At 71.8% G+C, this 18,346-nt stretch carries 16 protein-coding genes; 8 read left to right on the top strand and 8 right to left on the bottom strand.

The genetic code is table 11. The features are described from left to right. Positions 1–32: 32 nt before the first annotated feature. The gene (locus ACIG0D_RS16380; protein WP_399800825.1) at positions 33–929 is read right to left on the bottom strand and encodes a LysR family transcriptional regulator; all 897 of its coding nucleotides are present in this window, start codon (positions 927–929) and stop codon (positions 33–35) included. 79 nt (positions 930–1,008) lie between these two features. On the opposite strand from ACIG0D_RS16380, the gene ACIG0D_RS16375 reads away from it, so the two are divergent. From ACIG0D_RS16375 to ACIG0D_RS16365, 3 genes are read left to right on the top strand one after another with little or no spacing between them, the layout of a single operon-like run. Continuing rightward, on the top strand, positions 1,009–1,689 hold the full coding sequence (locus ACIG0D_RS16375) for an MOSC domain-containing protein (RefSeq protein ID WP_399800823.1): 681 nt from the start codon (positions 1,009–1,011) through the stop codon (positions 1,687–1,689). Positions 1,690–1,740: 51 nt separating this feature from the next. Beyond that, positions 1,741–2,529: an SDR family NAD(P)-dependent oxidoreductase gene (locus tag ACIG0D_RS16370; protein ID WP_399800821.1), complete on the top strand. Its 789-nt coding sequence runs from the start codon at positions 1,741–1,743 to the stop codon at positions 2,527–2,529. Between the two features lie 56 nt (positions 2,530–2,585). Further along, positions 2,586–3,296, top strand: a complete 711-nt coding sequence (locus ACIG0D_RS16365) for an ester cyclase (RefSeq protein WP_399801240.1) — start codon at positions 2,586–2,588, stop codon at positions 3,294–3,296. A 75-nt stretch (positions 3,297–3,371) separates the two neighbouring features. Here ACIG0D_RS16365 and groL read toward each other — a convergent pair whose 3' ends face one another. The 4 genes from groL to ACIG0D_RS16345 all read right to left on the bottom strand — a co-directional run bounded on the left by groL (position 3,372) and on the right by ACIG0D_RS16345 (position 7,466). After that, on the bottom strand, positions 3,372–5,000 hold the full coding sequence (gene groL, locus ACIG0D_RS16360; protein WP_399800818.1) for a chaperonin GroEL: 1,629 nt from the start codon (positions 4,998–5,000) through the stop codon (positions 3,372–3,374). 116 nt (positions 5,001–5,116) lie between these two features. Beyond that, positions 5,117–5,425: a co-chaperone GroES gene (groES, locus tag ACIG0D_RS16355; protein ID WP_071364926.1), complete on the bottom strand. Its 309-nt coding sequence runs from the start codon at positions 5,423–5,425 to the stop codon at positions 5,117–5,119. Between the two features lie 320 nt (positions 5,426–5,745). Further along, positions 5,746–6,474, bottom strand: a complete 729-nt coding sequence (locus ACIG0D_RS16350; RefSeq protein ID WP_399801237.1) for a polysaccharide deacetylase family protein — start codon at positions 6,472–6,474, stop codon at positions 5,746–5,748. Between the two features lie 116 nt (positions 6,475–6,590). Next, on the bottom strand, positions 6,591–7,466 hold the full coding sequence (locus tag ACIG0D_RS16345; protein WP_399800814.1) for a polysaccharide deacetylase family protein: 876 nt from the start codon (positions 7,464–7,466) through the stop codon (positions 6,591–6,593). A gap of 144 nt (positions 7,467–7,610) precedes the next feature. Here ACIG0D_RS16345 and ACIG0D_RS16340 point away from each other — a divergent pair, with 144 nt between their 5' ends. Next, positions 7,611–8,792: a methyltransferase domain-containing protein gene (locus tag ACIG0D_RS16340; protein WP_399801235.1), complete on the top strand. Its 1,182-nt coding sequence runs from the start codon at positions 7,611–7,613 to the stop codon at positions 8,790–8,792. Positions 8,793–8,843: 51 nt separating this feature from the next. On the opposite strand, the gene ACIG0D_RS16335 is transcribed toward ACIG0D_RS16340, so the two are convergent. From ACIG0D_RS16335 to ACIG0D_RS16325, 3 genes are all read right to left on the bottom strand, one after another. After that, positions 8,844–9,899 carry an LCP family protein gene (locus ACIG0D_RS16335; protein ID WP_399800812.1) on the bottom strand — a complete coding sequence of 352 codons (1,056 nt, stop codon included), beginning with the start codon at positions 9,897–9,899 and terminating at the stop codon, positions 8,844–8,846. Positions 9,900–9,984: 85 nt separating this feature from the next. Continuing rightward, positions 9,985–11,349 (bottom strand): endo-1,4-beta-xylanase, encoded by a 1,365-nt coding sequence (locus tag ACIG0D_RS16330; RefSeq protein WP_399800810.1) that lies wholly within the window; start codon positions 11,347–11,349, stop codon positions 9,985–9,987. Between the two features lie 248 nt (positions 11,350–11,597). Further along, positions 11,598–12,647, bottom strand: a complete 1,050-nt coding sequence (locus ACIG0D_RS16325; protein ID WP_399800807.1) for a LacI family DNA-binding transcriptional regulator — start codon at positions 12,645–12,647, stop codon at positions 11,598–11,600. Between the two features lie 205 nt (positions 12,648–12,852). On the opposite strand from ACIG0D_RS16325, the gene ACIG0D_RS16320 reads away from it, so the two are divergent. From ACIG0D_RS16320 to ACIG0D_RS16305, 4 genes are all read left to right on the top strand, one after another. Beyond that, positions 12,853–14,181, top strand: a complete 1,329-nt coding sequence (locus ACIG0D_RS16320; protein ID WP_399800805.1) for an ABC transporter substrate-binding protein — start codon at positions 12,853–12,855, stop codon at positions 14,179–14,181. 83 nt (positions 14,182–14,264) lie between these two features. Then, positions 14,265–15,080 (top strand): carbohydrate ABC transporter permease, encoded by an 816-nt coding sequence (locus tag ACIG0D_RS16315; RefSeq protein ID WP_399801232.1) that lies wholly within the window; start codon positions 14,265–14,267, stop codon positions 15,078–15,080. A 4-nt stretch (positions 15,081–15,084) separates the two neighbouring features. Further along, positions 15,085–15,993, top strand: a complete 909-nt coding sequence (locus tag ACIG0D_RS16310; RefSeq protein WP_399800802.1) for a carbohydrate ABC transporter permease — start codon at positions 15,085–15,087, stop codon at positions 15,991–15,993. 39 nt (positions 15,994–16,032) lie between these two features. Next, a complete protein-coding gene (locus ACIG0D_RS16305; RefSeq protein WP_399800800.1) occupies positions 16,033–18,345 on the top strand; it encodes a glycoside hydrolase family 3 N-terminal domain-containing protein in 2,313 nt (770 codons plus the stop codon). Position 18,346: the final 1 nt, after the last annotated feature.

Raw genomic sequence — 18,346 nt, 5'->3', positions numbered from 1 at the left:
GTTTGACCGGAGGTTCTCCCGGAGGGGAACCGTCAGCGCCCCGCCGCCCGGCCCAGCTGGTCGAGCGTCGCGGCGACGGCCGGCACCTGCGCCAGGTCGGGCAGGGTGAGCGCGACGACCTCCCGCCGCACCGCGGGCTCCAGCGTCACCGTCCGCGCACCCCTGGGCCGTACGGACTCGATCGCGAGCTGGGGCAGCACGGCCACACCGAGACCCGCGCCCACCAGTCCCACCACCGCCGGATAGTCGTCGGTGGCGAAGTCGATGCGCGGAGTGAAACCGGCGCTCTCGCACACTTCCACCAGCTGGCCGCGGCAGCGCGGGCAGCCCGCGATCCAGGGCTCGTCGGCGAGTTCGGCGATGGGCACGGAGGACGCGCCGGCGAGCCGGTGCCGTTCGGGGACGAGGCCGACCAGCGGGTCGGTCAGCAGCGGCCGTACGACGAGGTCGTCCCACTCCTCGGCGCCCGCCGCCCCCTCGTAGCGGAAGGCCAGCGCGATGTCGCAGTCGCCCTCGCGCAGCAGCTGCACGGACCGCGGCGGCTCGGCCTCCTCCAGGGAGACCCGGGTGCCGGGGTGGGCGGCGCGCAGGGCGGCCAGGGCGGTGGGGACGAGGGTGGAACTGCCGCTCGGGAACGACACCAGCCGCACCCGGCCCGCCCGCAGGCCGGCGATGGCGGCGACCTCCTCCTCCGCGGCGGTGAGCCCGGCGAGGATCCCGGCGGCGTGCCGCACCAGCGCCTCGCCGGCCTGGGTCAGCCGCATCTCCCGCCCGCTGCGCACCAGCAGCGGCGTGCCCACGGAGGTCTCCAGGGCCTTCATCTGCTGGCTGACGGCGGGCTGGGTGCAGCCCAGTTCGCGCCCCGCGGCGGAGAAGGAGCCGGTGGCGGCGACGGCGCGCAGCACGCGCAGATGACGAGCCTCGATCACCCCTCCAGCATAAGTGGTTCTTGGGTACGGCGGCGAATAATGCGTCGACACTTTGGTCGCCGGGGCCTACCGTGCCGCCATGAGGCTTCTGTCTGTGAACCTGGGCCGGCCGCGGACCGTGTCGTACACCGACCATCCCGACGGCGTGACCGGCATCGACAAGCGGCCGGTGGACGGGCCGGTGCGGGTGGCGGCACCCGGGCTCGAGGGCGCGGGGGCGAGCGGGCTCGCCGGGGACGCGGTCTGCGACACGCGCCACCACGGCGGCGACGCCCAGGCCGTCTACGCGGTGGCCCGCGAGGACCTCGACGCGTGGGAGCGCGAGCTGGGCCGCGCGCTGGGCAACGGGTCGTTCGGCGAGAACCTGACCACCTCGGGGCTCGATGTGTCCGGCGCGCGGATCGGCGAGCGCTGGCGGGTCGGCCCGCGGGTGGTCCTGGAGGTCACGTCCGCGCGCATTCCCTGCCGTACCTTCCAGGGCCATCTGGGTGAGCGGGGCTGGGTGAAGCGGTTCACGCGGCACGGGGCGCCCGGCGCGTATCTGCGGGTGATCGAGCCGGGTGCGATCCGCGCGGGTGACGCGGTCGAGATCGTCCACCGCCCGGATCACGACATCACGGTCGCGCTCCAGTTCCGCGCGGTCACCACCGAGCGGGAGCTGCTGCCCCGGCTGCTCGCGGCGGGTGAGGCGCTGCATCCGGAGATTCGGGAGAAGGCCAGGACGTATGCCGAGAAAAACGCTCCGGATAACGGTTCCTGAACGGGCGTCACGGGAACGGACGCCCGTCGTCCGGGTCACTACCCTTGGCCCATGACAACGGCTCTGATTACGGGATCGACCGCGGGAATCGGTGCCGCCTTCGCACGGCGGCTGGCGGCTGACGGACACGACCTCGTGCTGGTGGCGCGGGACACCAAGCGCCTTCGGGAACAGGCGACCGAACTGCACGACCGGCACGGCATCGAGGCCGAGGTGCTGACGGCGGACCTCGCGGAGGACGACGGCATCGAGGCGGTGGCCGCCCGGCTCGCCGACCGCAAGAACCCGGTCGACCTGCTGGTCAACAACGCCGGCTTCGGCCACAAGGGCCGCTATCTCGACGTGCCGATGGCCGACGAGCTGAAGATGCTCAAGGTGCACTGCGAGGCCGTGCTCCGGCTGACCTCCGCGGCGACCGGGGCGATGCGCGAGCGCGGGCGGGGCGGCGTCATCAACGTCGCCTCCGTCGCGGCCTTCCTCCCGCGCGGGACGTACGGCGCCTCCAAGGCGTGGGTCGTGCAGTTCACCCAGGGCGCGGCGAAGGACCTCGCGGGCAGCGGCGTACGGCTCATGGCCCTGTGCCCCGGCTTCGTGCGGACCGAGTTCCACCAGCGGGCCGGGATGGGCACGGACAACATCCCGAACTGGATGTGGCTCGACGCGGACAAGCTGGTCGCGGCGGCGCTGGCGGACCTGGCCCGCGGCCGGTCGCTGTCGATCCCGGACCCGCGCTACAAGGTCCTGATGGGCGCGGCGAAGCTGGTGCCGCGCGGGGTGCTCGGCGGGATCAGCTCGCGGGCGGGCCGGAAGTACGGCCCGGAGCACCGGGTGCAGCGGTAGCGCAAAGGAGGAGAATGGTGCTGATCCACCCGGACCCGGAGGGCCGGAGGCGCACCATGACCTTCGTACAGCTGATCGACTGCAAGACCAGCCGGTTCGACGAGATGAACCGGCTGATGGACCGGTGGGTCCAGCAGACCAAGGGGAAACGGACGGCGACGCACAGTGTGATCGGCAAGGACCGGTCGGACGCGTCGCACTTCATCGAGATCGTGGAGTTCCCGTCGTACGAGGAGGCGATGCGGAATTCCGAGCTGCCGGAGACGGACCGGATCTTCCGGGAGATGGTCGCGCTCTGCGACGAGATGCCGACGTTCACCGATCTGGACGTGGTGCGGGACGAGCAGCTGTTCACCACGACGGTGCGGCGGTACTTCGAGCTGCTGGCGACGCCCGGGAGCGAGCCTCCGCCGCTGGACGAGGTGATGTCGGAGCACTACCACGACCATGATCCGGCAAATGTGGAGGACGTGATCGGCATGGATCACGTCCGGCGGGAGATGCGGGTCTGGCGGGACGGCTTCGACTTCGAGTTCAGCATCGAGGATCTGATCGCCGAGGGCGACCGGGTGTGCGCGCGGTGGTTCTGGAAGGGGCGCCACAAGGGAGAGTTCCTCGGTATTCCGGCCACCGGGAGAGAAGTGTCGATGAGCGGGACGACCGTCTTCCGGTGCGGCGGGGACGGCAAGCTCGCCGAGGGCTGGTGGGAGTACGACCGGCTGGGGCTGATGGAGCAGCTGGGCGCTCTGGACGAGATGGAGCGTTAGCGCCGCAGGGACCCGCGAGGGGAAACGGGAAGGCCCGGCACCGTGGGGTGCCGGGCCTTCCTGCGAGGCGGTGCGTCAGTGCGCGTGACCGTGGCTGTGGCCGTGGCCCGCGGTGGCCTCCTCCTCTTCCTTCTTCTCGACGACCAGGGTCTCGGTCGTGAGGAGGAGGGAGGCGATGGAGGCGGCGTTCTCCAGGGCGGAGCGGGTGACCTTGACCGGGTCGATGACGCCGGCCTTGATCAGGTCGCCGTACTCGCCGGTGGCGGCGTTGAAGCCCTGGCCCTTGTCGAGCTCGGCGACCTTGGAGGTGATGACGTAGCCCTCGAGGCCGGCGTTCTCGGCGATCCAGCGCAGCGGCTCGACGACCGCGCGGCGGACGACCGCGACACCGGTGGCCTCGTCGCCGGTCTTGCCGAGGTTGTCCTCGAGGACCTTGGAGGCGTGCACCAGGGCGGAGCCACCACCGGAGACGATGCCCTCCTCGACCGCGGCGCGGGTCGCGGAGATGGCGTCCTCCAGACGGTGCTTCTTCTCCTTCAGCTCCACCTCGGTGGCGGCGCCGACCTTGATCACGCACACGCCGCCGGCCAGCTTCGCGAGGCGCTCCTGGAGCTTCTCGCGGTCCCAGTCGGAGTCGGTGTTCTCGATCTCGGCCTTGATCTGCGCGACGCGGCCCTGCACGTCCTCGGCCTTGCCGGCACCGTCGACGATCGTGGTGTCGTCCTTGGTGACGGTGACGCGGCGGGCGGAGCCGAGCACGTCCAGACCGACCTGGTCGAGCTTGAGGCCGACCTCCTCGGAGATGACCGTGGCGCCGGTGAGGACCGCCATGTCCTGGAGCATCGCCTTGCGGCGGTCGCCGAAGCCGGGGGCCTTCACCGCGGTGGCGTTGAAGGTGCCGCGGATCTTGTTGACGACGAGGGTGGACAGGGCCTCGCCCTCCACGTCCTCGGCGATGATCAGCAGCGGCTTGGAGGCGTTCGACTGGATGATCTTCTCCAGCAGCGGCAGGAGGTCCGCGATGGCGGAGATCTTGCCCTGGTGGATGAGGATGTACGGGTCCTCCAGGACGGCCTCCATGCGCTCCTGGTCCGTCACGAAGTACGGCGACAGGTAGCCCTTGTCGAAGGCCATGCCCTCGGTGAAGTCCAGCTCCAGACCGAAGGTGTTGGACTCCTCGACGGTGATGACACCGTCCTTGCCGACCTTGTCCATCGCCTCGGCGATCAGCTCGCCGACCTGCTGGTCCTGGGCGGACAGCGCGGCCACGGCGGCGATGTCGGACTTCTCGTCGATCGGACGGGCGGTGGCGAGCAGGTCGTCGGAGACGGCCTTCACCGCGGCGTCGATGCCCTTCTTCAGGGCGGCCGGGGAGGCACCCGCGGCGACGTTCTTCAGACCCTCGCGGACCAGGGCCTGGGCCAGCACGGTGGCGGTGGTGGTGCCGTCACCCGCGATGTCGTTGGTCTTGGTCGCCACCTCCTTCACCAGCTGGGCGCCGAGGTTCTCGTACGGGTCCTCGATCTCGACCTCACGGGCGATCGTGACACCGTCGTTGGTGATGGTGGGAGCACCGAACTTCTTGTCGATGACGACGTTGCGGCCCTTGGGGCCGATCGTCACCTTGACCGTGTCGGCAAGCTTGTTGACGCCGCGCTCGAGGGCGCGACGGGCGTCCTCGTCGAACTTCAGGATCTTCGCCATGACAGCGTGAGCCCTCTCGAATGTGGGTGAAAGTGACTGCGCCCCGGGCGCCCGGCTTCTTAGGGTCGCGGGGGCCAGGGGCGCAGTTGCAAAGCTGGGTGCGTCGAGGTGACGACTTACTTCTCGATGATCGCGAGGACGTCGCGAGCCGAGAGGACGAGGTACTCCTCGTTGTTGTACTTCACCTCGGTGCCGCCGTACTTGCTGTAGAGCACGACGTCGCCGACCTTGACGTCGAGCTCGACGCGCTTGCCGTCCTCGATGCGGCCCGGGCCCACGGCCAGGACGACGCCCTCCTGGGGCTTCTCCTTCGCGGTGTCCGGAATGACCAGGCCAGAGGCCGTGGTCTGCTCGGCGTCCAGCGGCTGGACCACGATGCGGTCCTCGAGCGGCTTGATGGCAACCTTGGAGCTGGCGGTCGTCACGATCCGACCTCCCCCTTCGGAGATCTCACGGGGTTAACTGTCTGAGGTGGCGACCAGGTCGATCCGTCGTCGCGGGTGCCGGACCTGCCCGTCGCGTGTTTGGCACTCTCCTAGGGGGAGTGCCAGAGCCGAGACTATGACCGCGATTAGCACTCGGTCAAGCGGAGTGCCAATTGCCGTGCGGCGCGTCAGGGGGCACGGCGTGAGCGCGGGTCGCGCGGTGCGTGGGTTTCGCACGCCCTCCGCCGGCGGCTGCCGCCCCCAGGCCCCCGCTTCGCCCTGAACGGCCTCGTCCTCAAACGCCGGACGGACCGGATTCGCTACAGGTAGTCGTCCAGCTTTCCGACCGTCAGCCCCTGCTCCTGAATACGGCGCAGGAGGTGCACCGTGCGCTCCTTCAGGGTCGGGGTCAGGGTTTCCGTCGCAGGGACGGCGATGATGTCGCCGGGGTGGAGGCGGGGGGTGGTGAGGTCGGTGGTGGTCATGGTGGTGCGCCAGAGGACCACCGCGCGGATGCCGCAGTCGGCGGCGGCGCGCAGCGTGGTCGCGTCGTACGTGCCGTAGGGCGGGCGGAAGAGGTGGGGGCGGACGCCGAAGCGGGTGTGGAGCTTGCGCTGCTGGCCGCAGATCTCGGCCCGCTGCCCGGCGTACGGCAGGCCGCGCAGGGCGGCGTGGTCGAGGGTGTGGTTCTGCAGGCCGGCGCCGACCGCGCGGAGACGGGCGAAGTGACCGTAGCCGGGGCCGGCGACGCTGTCGGTGAGGAACATGGTGACCGGCAGGCGCAGTTCGCGGACCAGGTCGACGAAGCGGGGGTCCTTCTCGGCGCCGTCGTCGTAGGTGAGGAAGACGACCTTGTCCCGGGTGGGGACCCGGTCGACGACCGGTGGCAGGCCCCGCGCGGGCAGGGTGGGGCGCGAGGGCTTCGGGGGCGGGGGCAGGGGTGCCGCCAGGCCCCAGCGGAGATACGCGGGCGCGGACGGCCCCGCCCGGTCGGGGGCCGATCCGGGCGCCCCCCGGACACCCTGCGCCGAGGCACAGCCGGTCACCAGGAGCAGCGCGGCGAGGATCAGGGGCGCCAGGAGCCGGAGCGTCGGGAGCCGGGGTTCCAGGGGCCGGGGCGCCGGGGGGTGTAAGGTCCGGCGTCGGTCGGGTGCCCGGTGGGTGCTCACAGGTAGTCCTCCAGGCGGGCCACGGCGTAGCCCTCGGCGGTTACCTTGTTCAGGAAGCGGCGGGCCATGTCGGTCATGGTGCCGTCCCAGTCCTCGCGGCCGCGGAAGTGGCTGAGGACGATGTCGCCGCGGTGGATGCTGCGGTCCCACTCGCGGTACTCCCAGCGATCGACGAAGACCTCCTCGTTCCACAGCGGCACGTGCGTGATGCCGCAGGCCTTGGCGGCGAGCAGGGTGTCCCGGTTGTAGTTGCCGAAGGGCGGGCGAAAGAGGAGCGGGCGTTTGCCGTAGCGCTCCTCGATGACGTCCTGCATGCCGCAGATCTCGCGCTTCTGGCGGGCGTACGACAGCGCCGGCAGGTAGGGGTGGCGCAGGGTGTGGTTGTTGAGGGGCACGCCCTGGTCCTGCATGCGCTTGAAGTAGCCGTAGTCCTCCTTGACCAGGTAGTCGCTGAGGAAGGCGGTGTACGGGACGTTCAGCTCGCTCATCATCCGCAGGAACGCCGGGTCCTTCTCGGCGCCGTCGTCGATGGTGAGGAAGACGATCTTGTGCCGGGTGGGGACGGTGGTGAAGACCGGCGGGAGGTTCAGTTCCCGGTGGTCGCCGACCTCGAAGCCGTCGCGGGTGCGGATGCGCGGCTTCTTCGCCGGGGGCGGCGGGGGCGTGAGCGGGACGGCCTTCAGCCCCCAGCGTCTCGCGGCGGCTGCGCGGGCCGCGTGGGAGCCGGGCGCGTCGGGCGCCTCGGCCGCGGACTTCCGGTGCGGCGGCTGCTGGCCGGCGGCGGGTCCGGCCTTCGTGCCGTCGTCGCCCTGGGCGCAGCCGGCGGCGAGGGCCGCGGCGGCGAGCGCGGCGACCCCGGCGCGGAGACGCATGGCATACGCCCCGCTTTTGTCATTTTGTACTACTAGTCGCATGGTGCCGGATCTTCCCAGCCACCACCCCCGCCGCCGGGCCGACACCTCCGCCTACGGCACACCATCCACCGACTGGCCGACAATGAACCGGTGAACAACCCGGTGAACGACCTGCACGCGCTGCGCACCCCCGAGGGCGGCGCCCTCCTCGACGCGGTGCGCGGCACCGACCCCGCGCACGAACTCGCCGTCGCGACCCGGCTGCGCCGCGAGCACCCGGCCGAGCTGGTGTCGGCGGCGCTCGGGCAGGCGCGGCTGCGGCAGCGGGCGGTGGCGAAGTTCGGGGCCGAGGACGCCGGGCGGATGTTCTTCACGCCCAACGGGGTGGAGCAGTCGACGCGGGCGAGCGTCGCCGCGTACCGGGCGCGCCGGTTCAGGGATCTCGGCGTCACCTCCGTCGCCGACCTGTGCTGCGGGATCGGCGGGGACGCGATCGCGCTCGCGCGGGCCGGGATCCGGGTGCTGGCCGTCGACCGGGATCCGCTGACCGCGGCGGTGGCGCGGGCGAACGCCGAGGAGCTGGGGCTCGCGGACCTGATCGAGGTGCGGGAGGCCGATGTCACCGAGGTGGACACGGCCGGGTACGACGCCGTGTTCGTGGACCCCGCCCGGCGGGGCGGCCGGGGCCGCATCTTCGACCCCGAGGCCTACTCGCCGCCGCTGTCCTGGGCCGTCGAAGCCGCCCGGCGGGCCCCGTACGCCGCCCTGAAGGTGGCGCCCGGCATCCCGCACGAGGCGGTGCCGGATGCCGCCGAGGCCGAGTGGATCTCGGACGGCGGCGATGTGAAGGAGGCGGTGCTGTGGTTCGGCACCGCGCCGGGGCTGGTGCGGGCCACGCTGCTGCCCGGCCCGCACACGCTGACCGGGCGCGGCCTGCCCGATCCGGCGGTGCGGCCGGTCGGGCGGTTCCTGTACGAGCCCGACGGCGCGGTCATCCGGGCGCATCTGGTCGCCGAGGTGGCCGAGGAGGTCGGCGGCGGGCTGCTCGACGCGACCATCGCCTACGTCACGGCCGACGAGCCGCGGCCCACGCCGTACGCCACCGCCTACGAGATCACCGAGCACCTGCCCTTCAACGTCAAGAAGCTGAAGGCGCTGCTGCGGGAGCGGCAGGTGGGCACCCTGACCGTGAAGAAGCGGGGGTCGGCCGTCGAACCGGAGGAGCTGCGGCGCAAGGTGCTGCCCAAGCCGCACGGCACCGTCGCGGTCACCGTGTTCCTCACCCGGGTGGCGGGCGCGCCGGCGATGCTGCTCGGGCGCCCGGCTCCGGGGCACACCTCCTAGCCGCGCTCCGGTCGGTTCCAGTCGGCTCCGGTCGGCTCCGGTCGGCTCCGCTCAGCGCAGCGACGCCCACAGCTCGGAGGCCTCCGGCTCGTCCGCGACCACCCGGTTGGGGTCCGCGGGCGCCGGTACGACCGGCATGGTCACCGTGCGGACCCGGTCCGCCGACAGGTCCCGCAGGCTGCGCCCCAGGTCGATCAGCTCGCCCAGCGAGTCGAGGCCGGTGTCGGTGGTGAGGCTGCCGGTGACCGCGTCGGCGACCTCGTAGAGCCGCGCCGGGTCGGTCGTCAGGCCGACGTCCGAGATCCGTGCCAGCAGCGCCTTGACCAGGGTGTGCTGGAGTTCGATCCGGCCGAGGTCGCTGCCGTCGCCGACGCCGTGGCGGGTGCGGGCGAGGCCGAGGGCCTGCTCGCCGTCGAGGTGGTGGGTACCGGCGGCCAGGCGCAGATGGCTCAGGTCGTCGTCGATGTCCTCCTCCGTGGTGACGGTGACCCCGCCGAGGGCGTCGACGAGACGGGCGAAACCGGCGAAGTCGATCTCGACGTAGTGGTCCATCCGGACTCCGGTCAGCGACTCCACGGTCTTCACCGCGCAGACCGGGCCGCCCACGGTGTACGCGGAGTTGAACATCGCCCCGTACGCCTCGGGCGACTCGCCGCCGTCCGCCAGGGGGCAGGACGGGCGGGTGACGAGGGTGTCGCGCGGGATGCTGACGACGGTCGCCGCGGTGCGCCCGGCGTCGAGGTGGACGACCATCGCGGTGTCCGACCGGGCGCTGCCGCCCTCGCCTCCGCCGAGCCTGCTGTTCTCGGTGCCGTCGCGGGAGTCCGAGCCCAGGACGAGGAAGTTCAGCGAGCCGGACGGCAGCGGGGCGGCGGACGCGGCGGCGCCGGGGGACGGGGTGGTCGGTGCTCTCGGGGGGCGGTCGTCGCCGAGGGCGCTGTTGATGTCGACGCTGGTGATGTTGTCGCTGAGCTGCCAGTAGACCCAGCCGGCCGCGCCGGCGCACAGCGTCAGCAGTGCGGCGAGGGTGAGGCCGGCGGTCTTCAGCGCTCGAGACCGCCGGCCCACTGGTCTGCCCTCGTCCCCGTTTTCGTCAAGTCCCGCCACAGGGAGGAACGTAAGTCCGAATTATGACGAGCAGGAACGCCACAGGGTCTTTTCTTGGGAAAATCTCAGATTTCGTGGCTCCGGGTCATCCCAGGGTCACGACGGGCACCGGATTGCTGCCGCTCCACGTGCCGTTGAAGCCGAACGTCACCGAACCGCCCGCGGGGACCGTCCCGTTGTAGGACAGGCTGGAGCAGCTCACCGCGGTGCCGGACTGGGTGCAGTTCGCGTTCCAGGCCTGGGAGATCCGCTGGCCGGCGCCGAACGTCCAGTTCGCCTTCCAGGACGTCAGCGAGGTGCCCGTGCAGTCGATCCGGACCTGGCCGGTGAATCCGCTGTTCCACTGGTTGACGATCGTGTACGTCGCCTTGCAGCCGTCGCCGGGGCCCGGGCCGGGCTGGCCGGATCCGCCGAGCGACTCGGCGATGGCGTAGTACGCCGGTTTCGGCGCGAGGTTCTCGTCGTACGGGGTCGCCGCGCCGTAGCCGTCGAAGACGTCCGGGACCCAGGAGTCGGCGTCGTTGAAGCCCCAGACGGTGACGCCGGTGCAGCGGGTGACGGCGAGGCAGGCGTTCATGACGGCCTTGTACTCGGCGGCCTGCTGGGCCAGTTCGGCCTCCGTCGCCGGGAGCTGCATACGGATGTCCAGCTCGGTGATGGCCACGTCGACGCCGAGGTCGGCGAAGCGCTGGATGTTCTGCTGGAGGGTGGACGGGACCTGGCCGAGGATCAGATGGGCCTGGAGACCGACGCCGTCGATCGGGACGCCGCGCTCCTTCAGGGACTTGACCAGGTTGTACAGGGCGGTGCTCTTCGCGTTGACGCCCTCGACGTTGTAGTCGTTGATGTACAGCTTGGCGGTGGGGTCGGCGGCGCGGGCCCAGGTCAGGGCGTCGGCGATGTAGTCGGTGCCGAGGTTGTTGTACCAGAGGGACTGGCGGTACGTGCCGTCCTCGTTGAACGCCTCGTTGACGACGTCCCAGGCGGCGATCTTGCCCTTGTAGCGGGTGACCTCGGTGGTGATGTGGTTCTGGAGGATGGTGCGCAGCTCGGCGGCGGTGAACGAGCCGTTGGCCAGCCAGCCGGGGTTCTGGCTGTGCCAGACCAGGGTGTGGCCGCGGACCTGCTGTCCGTTGGCCTGGGCGAAGTCGACGATCCGGTCGGCCTCGGCCCAGTTGTAGCTGCCGCGGCTGGGCTCCACGGCCTCCCACTTCATGGCGTTCTCGGGGGTGACGAAGTTGAACTCCCGGCTCGCGATCTCACCGCGCGTGCCGGTGAGGTGGGAACCGCCGATCGCGGTGCCGATGACCCTGCCCTTGGCGTCGGCGAGGTCGCGCAGCGGCACGTCGGCGGCGTGCGCGGCGGGCGCGGCGGCCACCAGCGCGCCGAGCACCGCCGCGGCGCCGGCCACCGCCGACACCAGGTTGAAGCCCGTTCTCAGAGATCTCATGCGGGTGCCTCCGAAAGTTTCGGCCGAACAACCGATTGACTGCGGAGGAGTTTTGGTGCATGAGGGGCGGCCGTCAATACGGCGACTTCCGGCCAGCGGCCGATCAGCCGCCCCCGCGAAGCTTCTGGGCTTCGCCCGGCAGACAGGCACACGTGCCCGCGGGAGCGGTCGAAACGGGCCGGTCGCCCGCGAGGGCCATTTCGGCGCCGCGTGGACGACAGTTCAGCGGCCCCCGGGGGAAGACCCCCTCACTCCACCCGTGCCGTGCTGCTGCGGACCACCAGGCTTGTGGCCAGTTCGACGCGGGTCGCGGCGGGGGTGGCGTCGTCGCCGCGGCTCAGTTCGAGGAGGAGGCGGGCCGCCGCCTCGGCCATCTCGGTCAGGGGCTGGCGGACGGTCGTCAGCGGGGGGCCGACCCAGCGGGCGACGGGCAGGTCGTCGAAGCCGACGATGCTCAGGTCCTCCGGCACCCGCAGGCCCAGCTCCCGCGCCGCCTCGTAGAGGCCGAGCGCCTGGAGGTCGTTGCCCGCGAAGACGGCCGTCGGCCGGTCGGGCCGGCGCAGGAGTTCCAGGCCCAGGCGGTAGCCGGACTCGTGGTGGAAGTCCCCGGCCTTGATCAGCGAGGGGTCCACGGGCAGGCCGGCGGTCTCCAGAGCCGCCCGGTAGCCGTCGATCCGGGCCCGGCTGCACATCATCCGGCTGGGCCCGCTGATCGCGCCGATGCGGCGGTGGCCCAGTTCCACCAGGTGCCGGGTCGCGGCCAGGCCGCCCTGCCAGTTGGTGGCGCCGATCGACGGCACGTCGGTCCCGGGGTCGCCGGCCGGGTCCATGACGACGAACGGGATGGACCGGCTGGTCAGCAGCGCCCGCTGGGACTCGTCCAGCTCGGAGAGCACGAGGATCACCCCGTGCGGGCGGCGCGCCGCGACCTGGTCGGCCCAGGAGCGCCCGGGGGTGAGCCGGCCCGCGCTCTCGGACAGCACCACGCTCAGCCCGGCGTCCCGCGCGACGTTCTCCACGCCCCGGATGACCTCCAGCGCCCAGGCGCTCTCCAGCTCGTGGAAGACCAGGTCGATCAGCGGTGAGCGGGTCGCCTCGGCCCGGCGGCGCCGGTAGCCGTGGGCGCGCAGCAGCTCCTCCACACGGTTGCGGGTCGCCGGGGCGACATCGGCCCGTCCGTTGAGGACCTTCGAAACAGTCGGCGCGGACACCCCCGCCTCGCGGGCGATCTCCGCGAGCGTCGCGGTCTGGGCCGACCGCCGTGCCGTCTGGGTTTGAGCGCGTTCCGGTGGAGTCATGCCCGCGATCGTATCCCTGCGCGACCTCTTGACGGACCCCGCGTGGCGCCATAGGTTCCCGGAACATTCGAGATTCAGCCCGAAACATTCGTCCTGCACCGCCCGCACAAGCGTCGAGCGCCCAAGCGCCCAGGCGCCGCCCGAGCGCCCACGCGTCCGCGCGCGTGCGCCGCTGCGGGACGAGAAGAGCCGAGAGGTTGCTGCCATGGGGTACACGTCCAACGGCGGACGTTCGTTCAGCAGACGCTGGGTGCTCGGCGCCGGCGCCACCACCCTGCTCACCACCGGTCTGTCCGCCTGCGGCTCCGGCGGGGGCTCCGGCAGCGGCGGCTCCACCCTCACCGCGTTCGTCTACGGCGACGACGCGGTGAAGGTCCAGCAGGCGGCCGTGGACCGCTTCAACAAGTCGGCCGCCGCCAAGAAGACCGGCGGCAAGGTCAAGCTGGAGCGGATCCCCGGCTCCGACTACTCCCCCAAGCTGCGCACGGCCATGGGCTCGCCCAGCGCGCCGGACGTGTTCTTCAACTGGGGCGGCGGTTCGATCAAGCCGTACGTCGAGGCCGGCAAGCTCATCGACCTGACCGACATCATCGAGAACGACGAGGTCCTGAAGAAGGGCTTCCTGCCCTCGGTGCTCGCGGCCGGCGACCTCAAGGGCCGCCACTACGGCGTGCCCATGCGCGGCATGCAGCCGGTGATCCTCTTCTACAACAAGTCCGTGTTCGCCGAGCACAAGCTCCGGCCGCCCACCACCTGGGACCAGCTGCTCGACATCAACGCCAAGCTGAAGAAGGCGGGCATCACCCCGTTCGCCCTCGGCGGCTCCGACATCTGGCCGGAACTGATGTGGCTGGAGTACCTGGTCGACCGCATCGGCGGCGAGCAGGTCTTCCGTCGCATCCAGGACGGCGACGCCGAGGGCTGGGGCGACCCGGCCGTGCTGAAGGCCGCCGAGATGGTCAAGGAGCTGGTCGACGACGGCGCCTTCGGCTCGAAGTTCACCTCGGTGTCGTACGTCAACGGCGGCGCCCCCGCCGTCTTCGCCAAGGGCAGGGCGGCGATGCACCTGATGGGCTCGTGGGAGTACTCCACGCAGCTCGGCAAGTTCCCGGACTTCGCGAAGAAGGACCTGGGCTGGGCCCCGTTCCCGAAGATCGAGGGCGGCTCCGGCGACGCCCGCAACGTCGTCGGCAACCCCACCAACTACTGGTCGATCAACGCCCGTACCCGCAACAAGGACGCGGCCGTCGCCTTCCTGAAGGAGTCCGCCTCCCGCGAGTACGCCCGGGACCTGGTCGCCAACGGCGACGTACCCACGACGTCGAACGCGGCCCTGCTGCTGGGCGACGCGCCGAACCCCGAGTACGCCCGCTTCCAGTACCGGATGGTCGAGGAGGCGCCCGCCTTCACCCTCTCCTGGGACCAGGCGCTCGGCGACGAGCTGGGCACCAAGATGCACACCGAGATCGGCAAGCTGTTCGCGGGCAAGGCCTCGCCGAGCGAGTTCGTGGCCGCCTGCAAGGGGCTGAAGTGAGCAAGGCCACCACCAAGGCCGGCCCCGCGGCCGGCACCAAGCCCGCCAGGGCCCGGGCGGGGCGTCCGCACGCCGCCTGGGCCCTGCCCGGCGTGCTGTTCTTCGCCTTCTTCGCGGTCGTCCCGATGGCGCTGGCGTTCTACCTCTCCTTCACCGAGTGGGACGGCCTGGGCGACCCCCGCCCGGTCGGCCTCGACAACTGGCAAAGGCTCCTCGACGACCCGCGCCTGACCCAGTCCCTGTGGCTGACGGTCCTGCTCACCGCCTGCTCCTGGCTCTTCCAGACGGTCGTCTCGCTGCTCCTGGGCGTCTGGGCGGCGGGCAAGCAGCGCAACCGCGCGGTGCTGTCCGCGATCTTCTTCGTGCCGCTGCTGCTGTCCTCGACGGCCGTCGCGGTGCTCTTCTACGCCCTGCTCGACCCGAACTTCGGCATCATCCAGAAGGACACCCTGGGCTCCTCCAGCGGCGCGTTCCTCGCGATCGTGTTCGTCGGCGGCTGGCAGTTCATGCCGCTGCACACGCTGATCTACCAGGGCGGCGCCCGCCAGATCCCGGCGGTGCTCTACCAGGCCGCGGCCATCGACGGCGCCGGCCGCTACCGCCAGTTCTTCTCGATCACCCTGCCGCAGCTGCGGCACACCATCACCACGTCCAGCGTGCTGATCGTCGTCGGCTCGCTGACGTACTTCGAGACGGTCCTGATCCTCACCAAGGGCGGCCCCGGCACGGACACCGCGATCCTGCCGTACCTGATGTACGAGGCGGGCTTCAAGTCGTACGACTTCGGCTACGCCAGCGCCCTCGCGTCCTTCCTGGTCGTGGCGGCCACCGGGCTCTCCCTGCTGCTGGTGCGGCTGACCGGCTTCGGCACCATGCGCAGTACCCGCGAAGGGATGTGACGGAGTGTCACACGATACGTTGCCGCGTCCCGCCGACACCCGGAAGGAGCCCGCCGCCGGCTCCCCGGCGAAGGCGGCCCGCCGCCGGCGGCACTGGACCCGGCGCCCCAACCCGGTGGCCGGCCTCGGGGCCCTGATCTGGCTGGTGGTCGTCCTCGTCCCGGTGTACGCGATGCTCTCGGCGTCGCTGACCCGCCAGGACCAGTCCCTCGACGGCAACCCGCTCAAGCCCCCGTCCGACCCCACCCTCGACAACTACAACACCGTCCTGAACAGCGGCTTCGGCCATCTCCTCAGCAACACGGCGATCGTCGCGGTCGCGGTGGTCGGCCTCGTCCTGGTGCTCGCCGTGCCGCTGGCGTACGTCGCGGTCCGCACCGGCAACCGCTGGTCGGGCGCCGCGTTCCGGCTCTTCCTGCTGGGCGTGGCGATCCCGGCGCAGGCGGTCGTCGTCCCGCTGTACCTGCTGATCGCCAAGCTGGGCCTGTACGACACCCTGCCCGCCGTGATCCTGCCGACGGCGGCCTTCGCGATGCCGGTGTCGGTGCTGATCCTCACCGGCACCCTGCGGGACATCTCGGAGGAGTTGTACGAGGCGATGGCCCTGGACGGCGCCTCCTCGCTGCGGATGCTGTTCCAGCTGGTGATCCCGCTGGCCAAGGGCGGCATCAGCACGGTGGTGATCTACTCCGCGCTCCAGGCCTGGAACGGCTTCCTCTTCCCGCTGATCTTCACCCAGTCGGACGGTCCCCGGGTCCTCACCCTCGGACTCTTCAACTACGTCAGCCAGTTCGGGGTCAACGTCCCCGCCCTGCTCGCCTCGGTCGTCCTGTCCGGCATCCCGATCTTCGCCGTCTACCTGGTGGCCCGCCGCTCCCTCGTCAGCGGCCTGATGGGCGTGGGCGGCAAGTGAAGCGGCCTTTTCGAACCCTCCCTTACCGACAGGAGTTTCATGTCCACCCCCTGGCGTGACCCCGCCCTGCCCACCGCCGCCCGTGTCGAGGACCTGCTCTCCCGGATGACCCTGGAGGAGAAGACCGCCCAGCTGTACGGCGTGTGGGTGGGCGCCGCCACGGACGGCGCCGGAGTCGCCCCGCACCAGCACGACATGGCCGTCGAGCGCTCCGCCGAGGAGTGGGACGAGCTGATCACCCACGGCCTGGGCCAGCTCACGCGTCCCTTCGGCACCGCCCCCGTCGACCCGGAGACCGGCGCCCGCTCCCTGGCCCGCGCCCAGCGGCGGATCGCCGAGGCCGGCCGGTTCGGCATCCCGGCGATGGCGCACGAGGAGTGCCTGGCGGGCTTCACCGCCTGGGGCGCGACGGCGTACCCGGTGCCGCTGGCCTGGGGCGCCTCCTTCGACCCGGCGCTGGTGGAGGAGATGGGCCGGCACATCGGCCACGACCTGCGCTCGGTCGGCGTCCACCAGGGCCTCGCCCCGGTCCTGGACGTCGTACGGGACCTGCGCTGGGGCCGGGTGGAGGAGACCATCGGCGAGGACCCGTACCTGGTCGGCACGGTCGGCGCGGCCTATGTGCGGGGCCTGGAGTCCGCGGGCATCGTGGCCACGCTGAAGCACTTCGCCGGGTACGCGTCCTCGGCGGGCGCCCGCAACCTGGCCCCGGTGCGGGCCGGGGTGCGGGAGTTCGCGGACGTGACCCTGCCGCCGTTCGAGCACGCGCTGCGCGAGGGCGGCGCCCGCTCGGTGATGGCCGCGTACACCGAGACGGACGGCGTGCCCGCCTCGGCGGACCCCGGCCTGCTCACCGACCTCCTGCGCGAGGAGTGGGGCTTCACCGGCACGGTCGTCGCCGACTACTTCGCGATCAACTTCCTCCAGACCCTGCACCGGGTCGCGGGCACCGACGCCGAGGCCGCCCACGCCGCGCTCGCCGCGGGCATCGACGTGGAACTGCCGACCGTGAAGTGCTACGGCGAGCCCCTGGCGGCGGCGGTGCGGGCGGGCGAGGTGCCCGAGGAGCTGATCGACCGGGCGGTGCGCCGGGTGCTGACGCAGAAGTGCGAGCTGGGCCTGCTCGACGAGGACTGGACGCCCGAGCCGGTCGGCCCGATCGACCTGGACTCGGCGGCCAACCGCGCCCTGGCCCGCCGGCTGGCGGAGGAGTCGGTGGTCCTGCTGACCAACCCCGACGGCCTGCTGCCGCTGTCCCCCGACACCCGGATCGCGGTCGTCGGCCCCCGCGCCGCCGACCCGCTGGCCATGCTGGGCTGCTACTCCTTCCCCTCCCACGTGGGCGTCCAGCACCCCGAGGTCCCCATGGGCATCGAGATCCCCACCCTGGTGCAGGCCCTGCGCGCCGAACTCCCCGACGCGAAGGTCACCTACGCCGAGGGCTGCGACACCTCCGACCCGGACCGCTCCGGCTTCGAGGAGGCGGTGGCCCGCGCCGCCGAGGCCGATGTGTGCGTGGCCGTGCTCGGCGACCGGGCCGGCCTGTTCGGGCGGGGCACCTCCGGCGAGGGCTGCGACGCCCTGGACCTCCGGTTGCCCGGCGTGCAGGCCGAGCTGCTGGACGCCCTGGTGGAGACCGGCGTGCCCGTCGTGCTGGTGCTGCTCACCGGCCGCCCCTACGCGCTCGGCCGCTGGGACGGCCGGCTCGGCGCGGTCGTGCAGGCCTTCTTCCCCGGCGAGGAGGGCGGCCCGGCCGTGGCGGGCGTGCTGTCGGGGCGGGTGAACCCGTCCGGGCGGCTCCCGGTGAGCGTGCCCCGCGACCCCGGCGGCCAGCCGTGGACGTACCTCCAGCCGCCCCTGGGCCTCGCGGGCGAGGTCAGCAACCTGGACCCGACCCCGCTGTTCCCCTTCGGCCACGGCCGCTCGTACACCACGTTCGCCTGGGAGGACGTCACCGGCGGCGCCCCGGAGATCGGCACGGACGGCTCGTACGACCTGTCCGTCACCGTCCGTAACACCGGCGACCGGGCCGGCGCCGAGGTCGTCCAGCTGTATCTGCACGACCCGGTCGCCCGGGTCACCCGCCCGGACGTCCGCCTGGTGGGCTACCAGCGCCTCGCCCTGGAGCCCGGCGAGGCGGCCCGGGTGACCTTCCGCTTCCCCGCCGACTTGTCGTCCTTCACCGACCGCACCGGCCGCCGCGTGGTCGAGCCGGGCGCGCTCCAGCTGCGGCTGGCCGCGTCCAGCACGGACGTACGGCACACCGCGGAGCTGACCCTCACCGGGCCGGAGCGGGTGCTGGGCCCGGACCGGGTGCTGCGCTGTGAGACGGAGGTACGGCCGCTCGGCTGAT

Origin of the sequence: Streptomyces sp. NPDC052773 (genome assembly GCF_044547145.1) — a bacterium.
Classification (GTDB): Bacteria; Actinomycetota; Actinomycetes; order Streptomycetales; family Streptomycetaceae; genus Streptomyces.
This window is presented reverse-complemented; position numbering and strand designations above follow the sequence as displayed.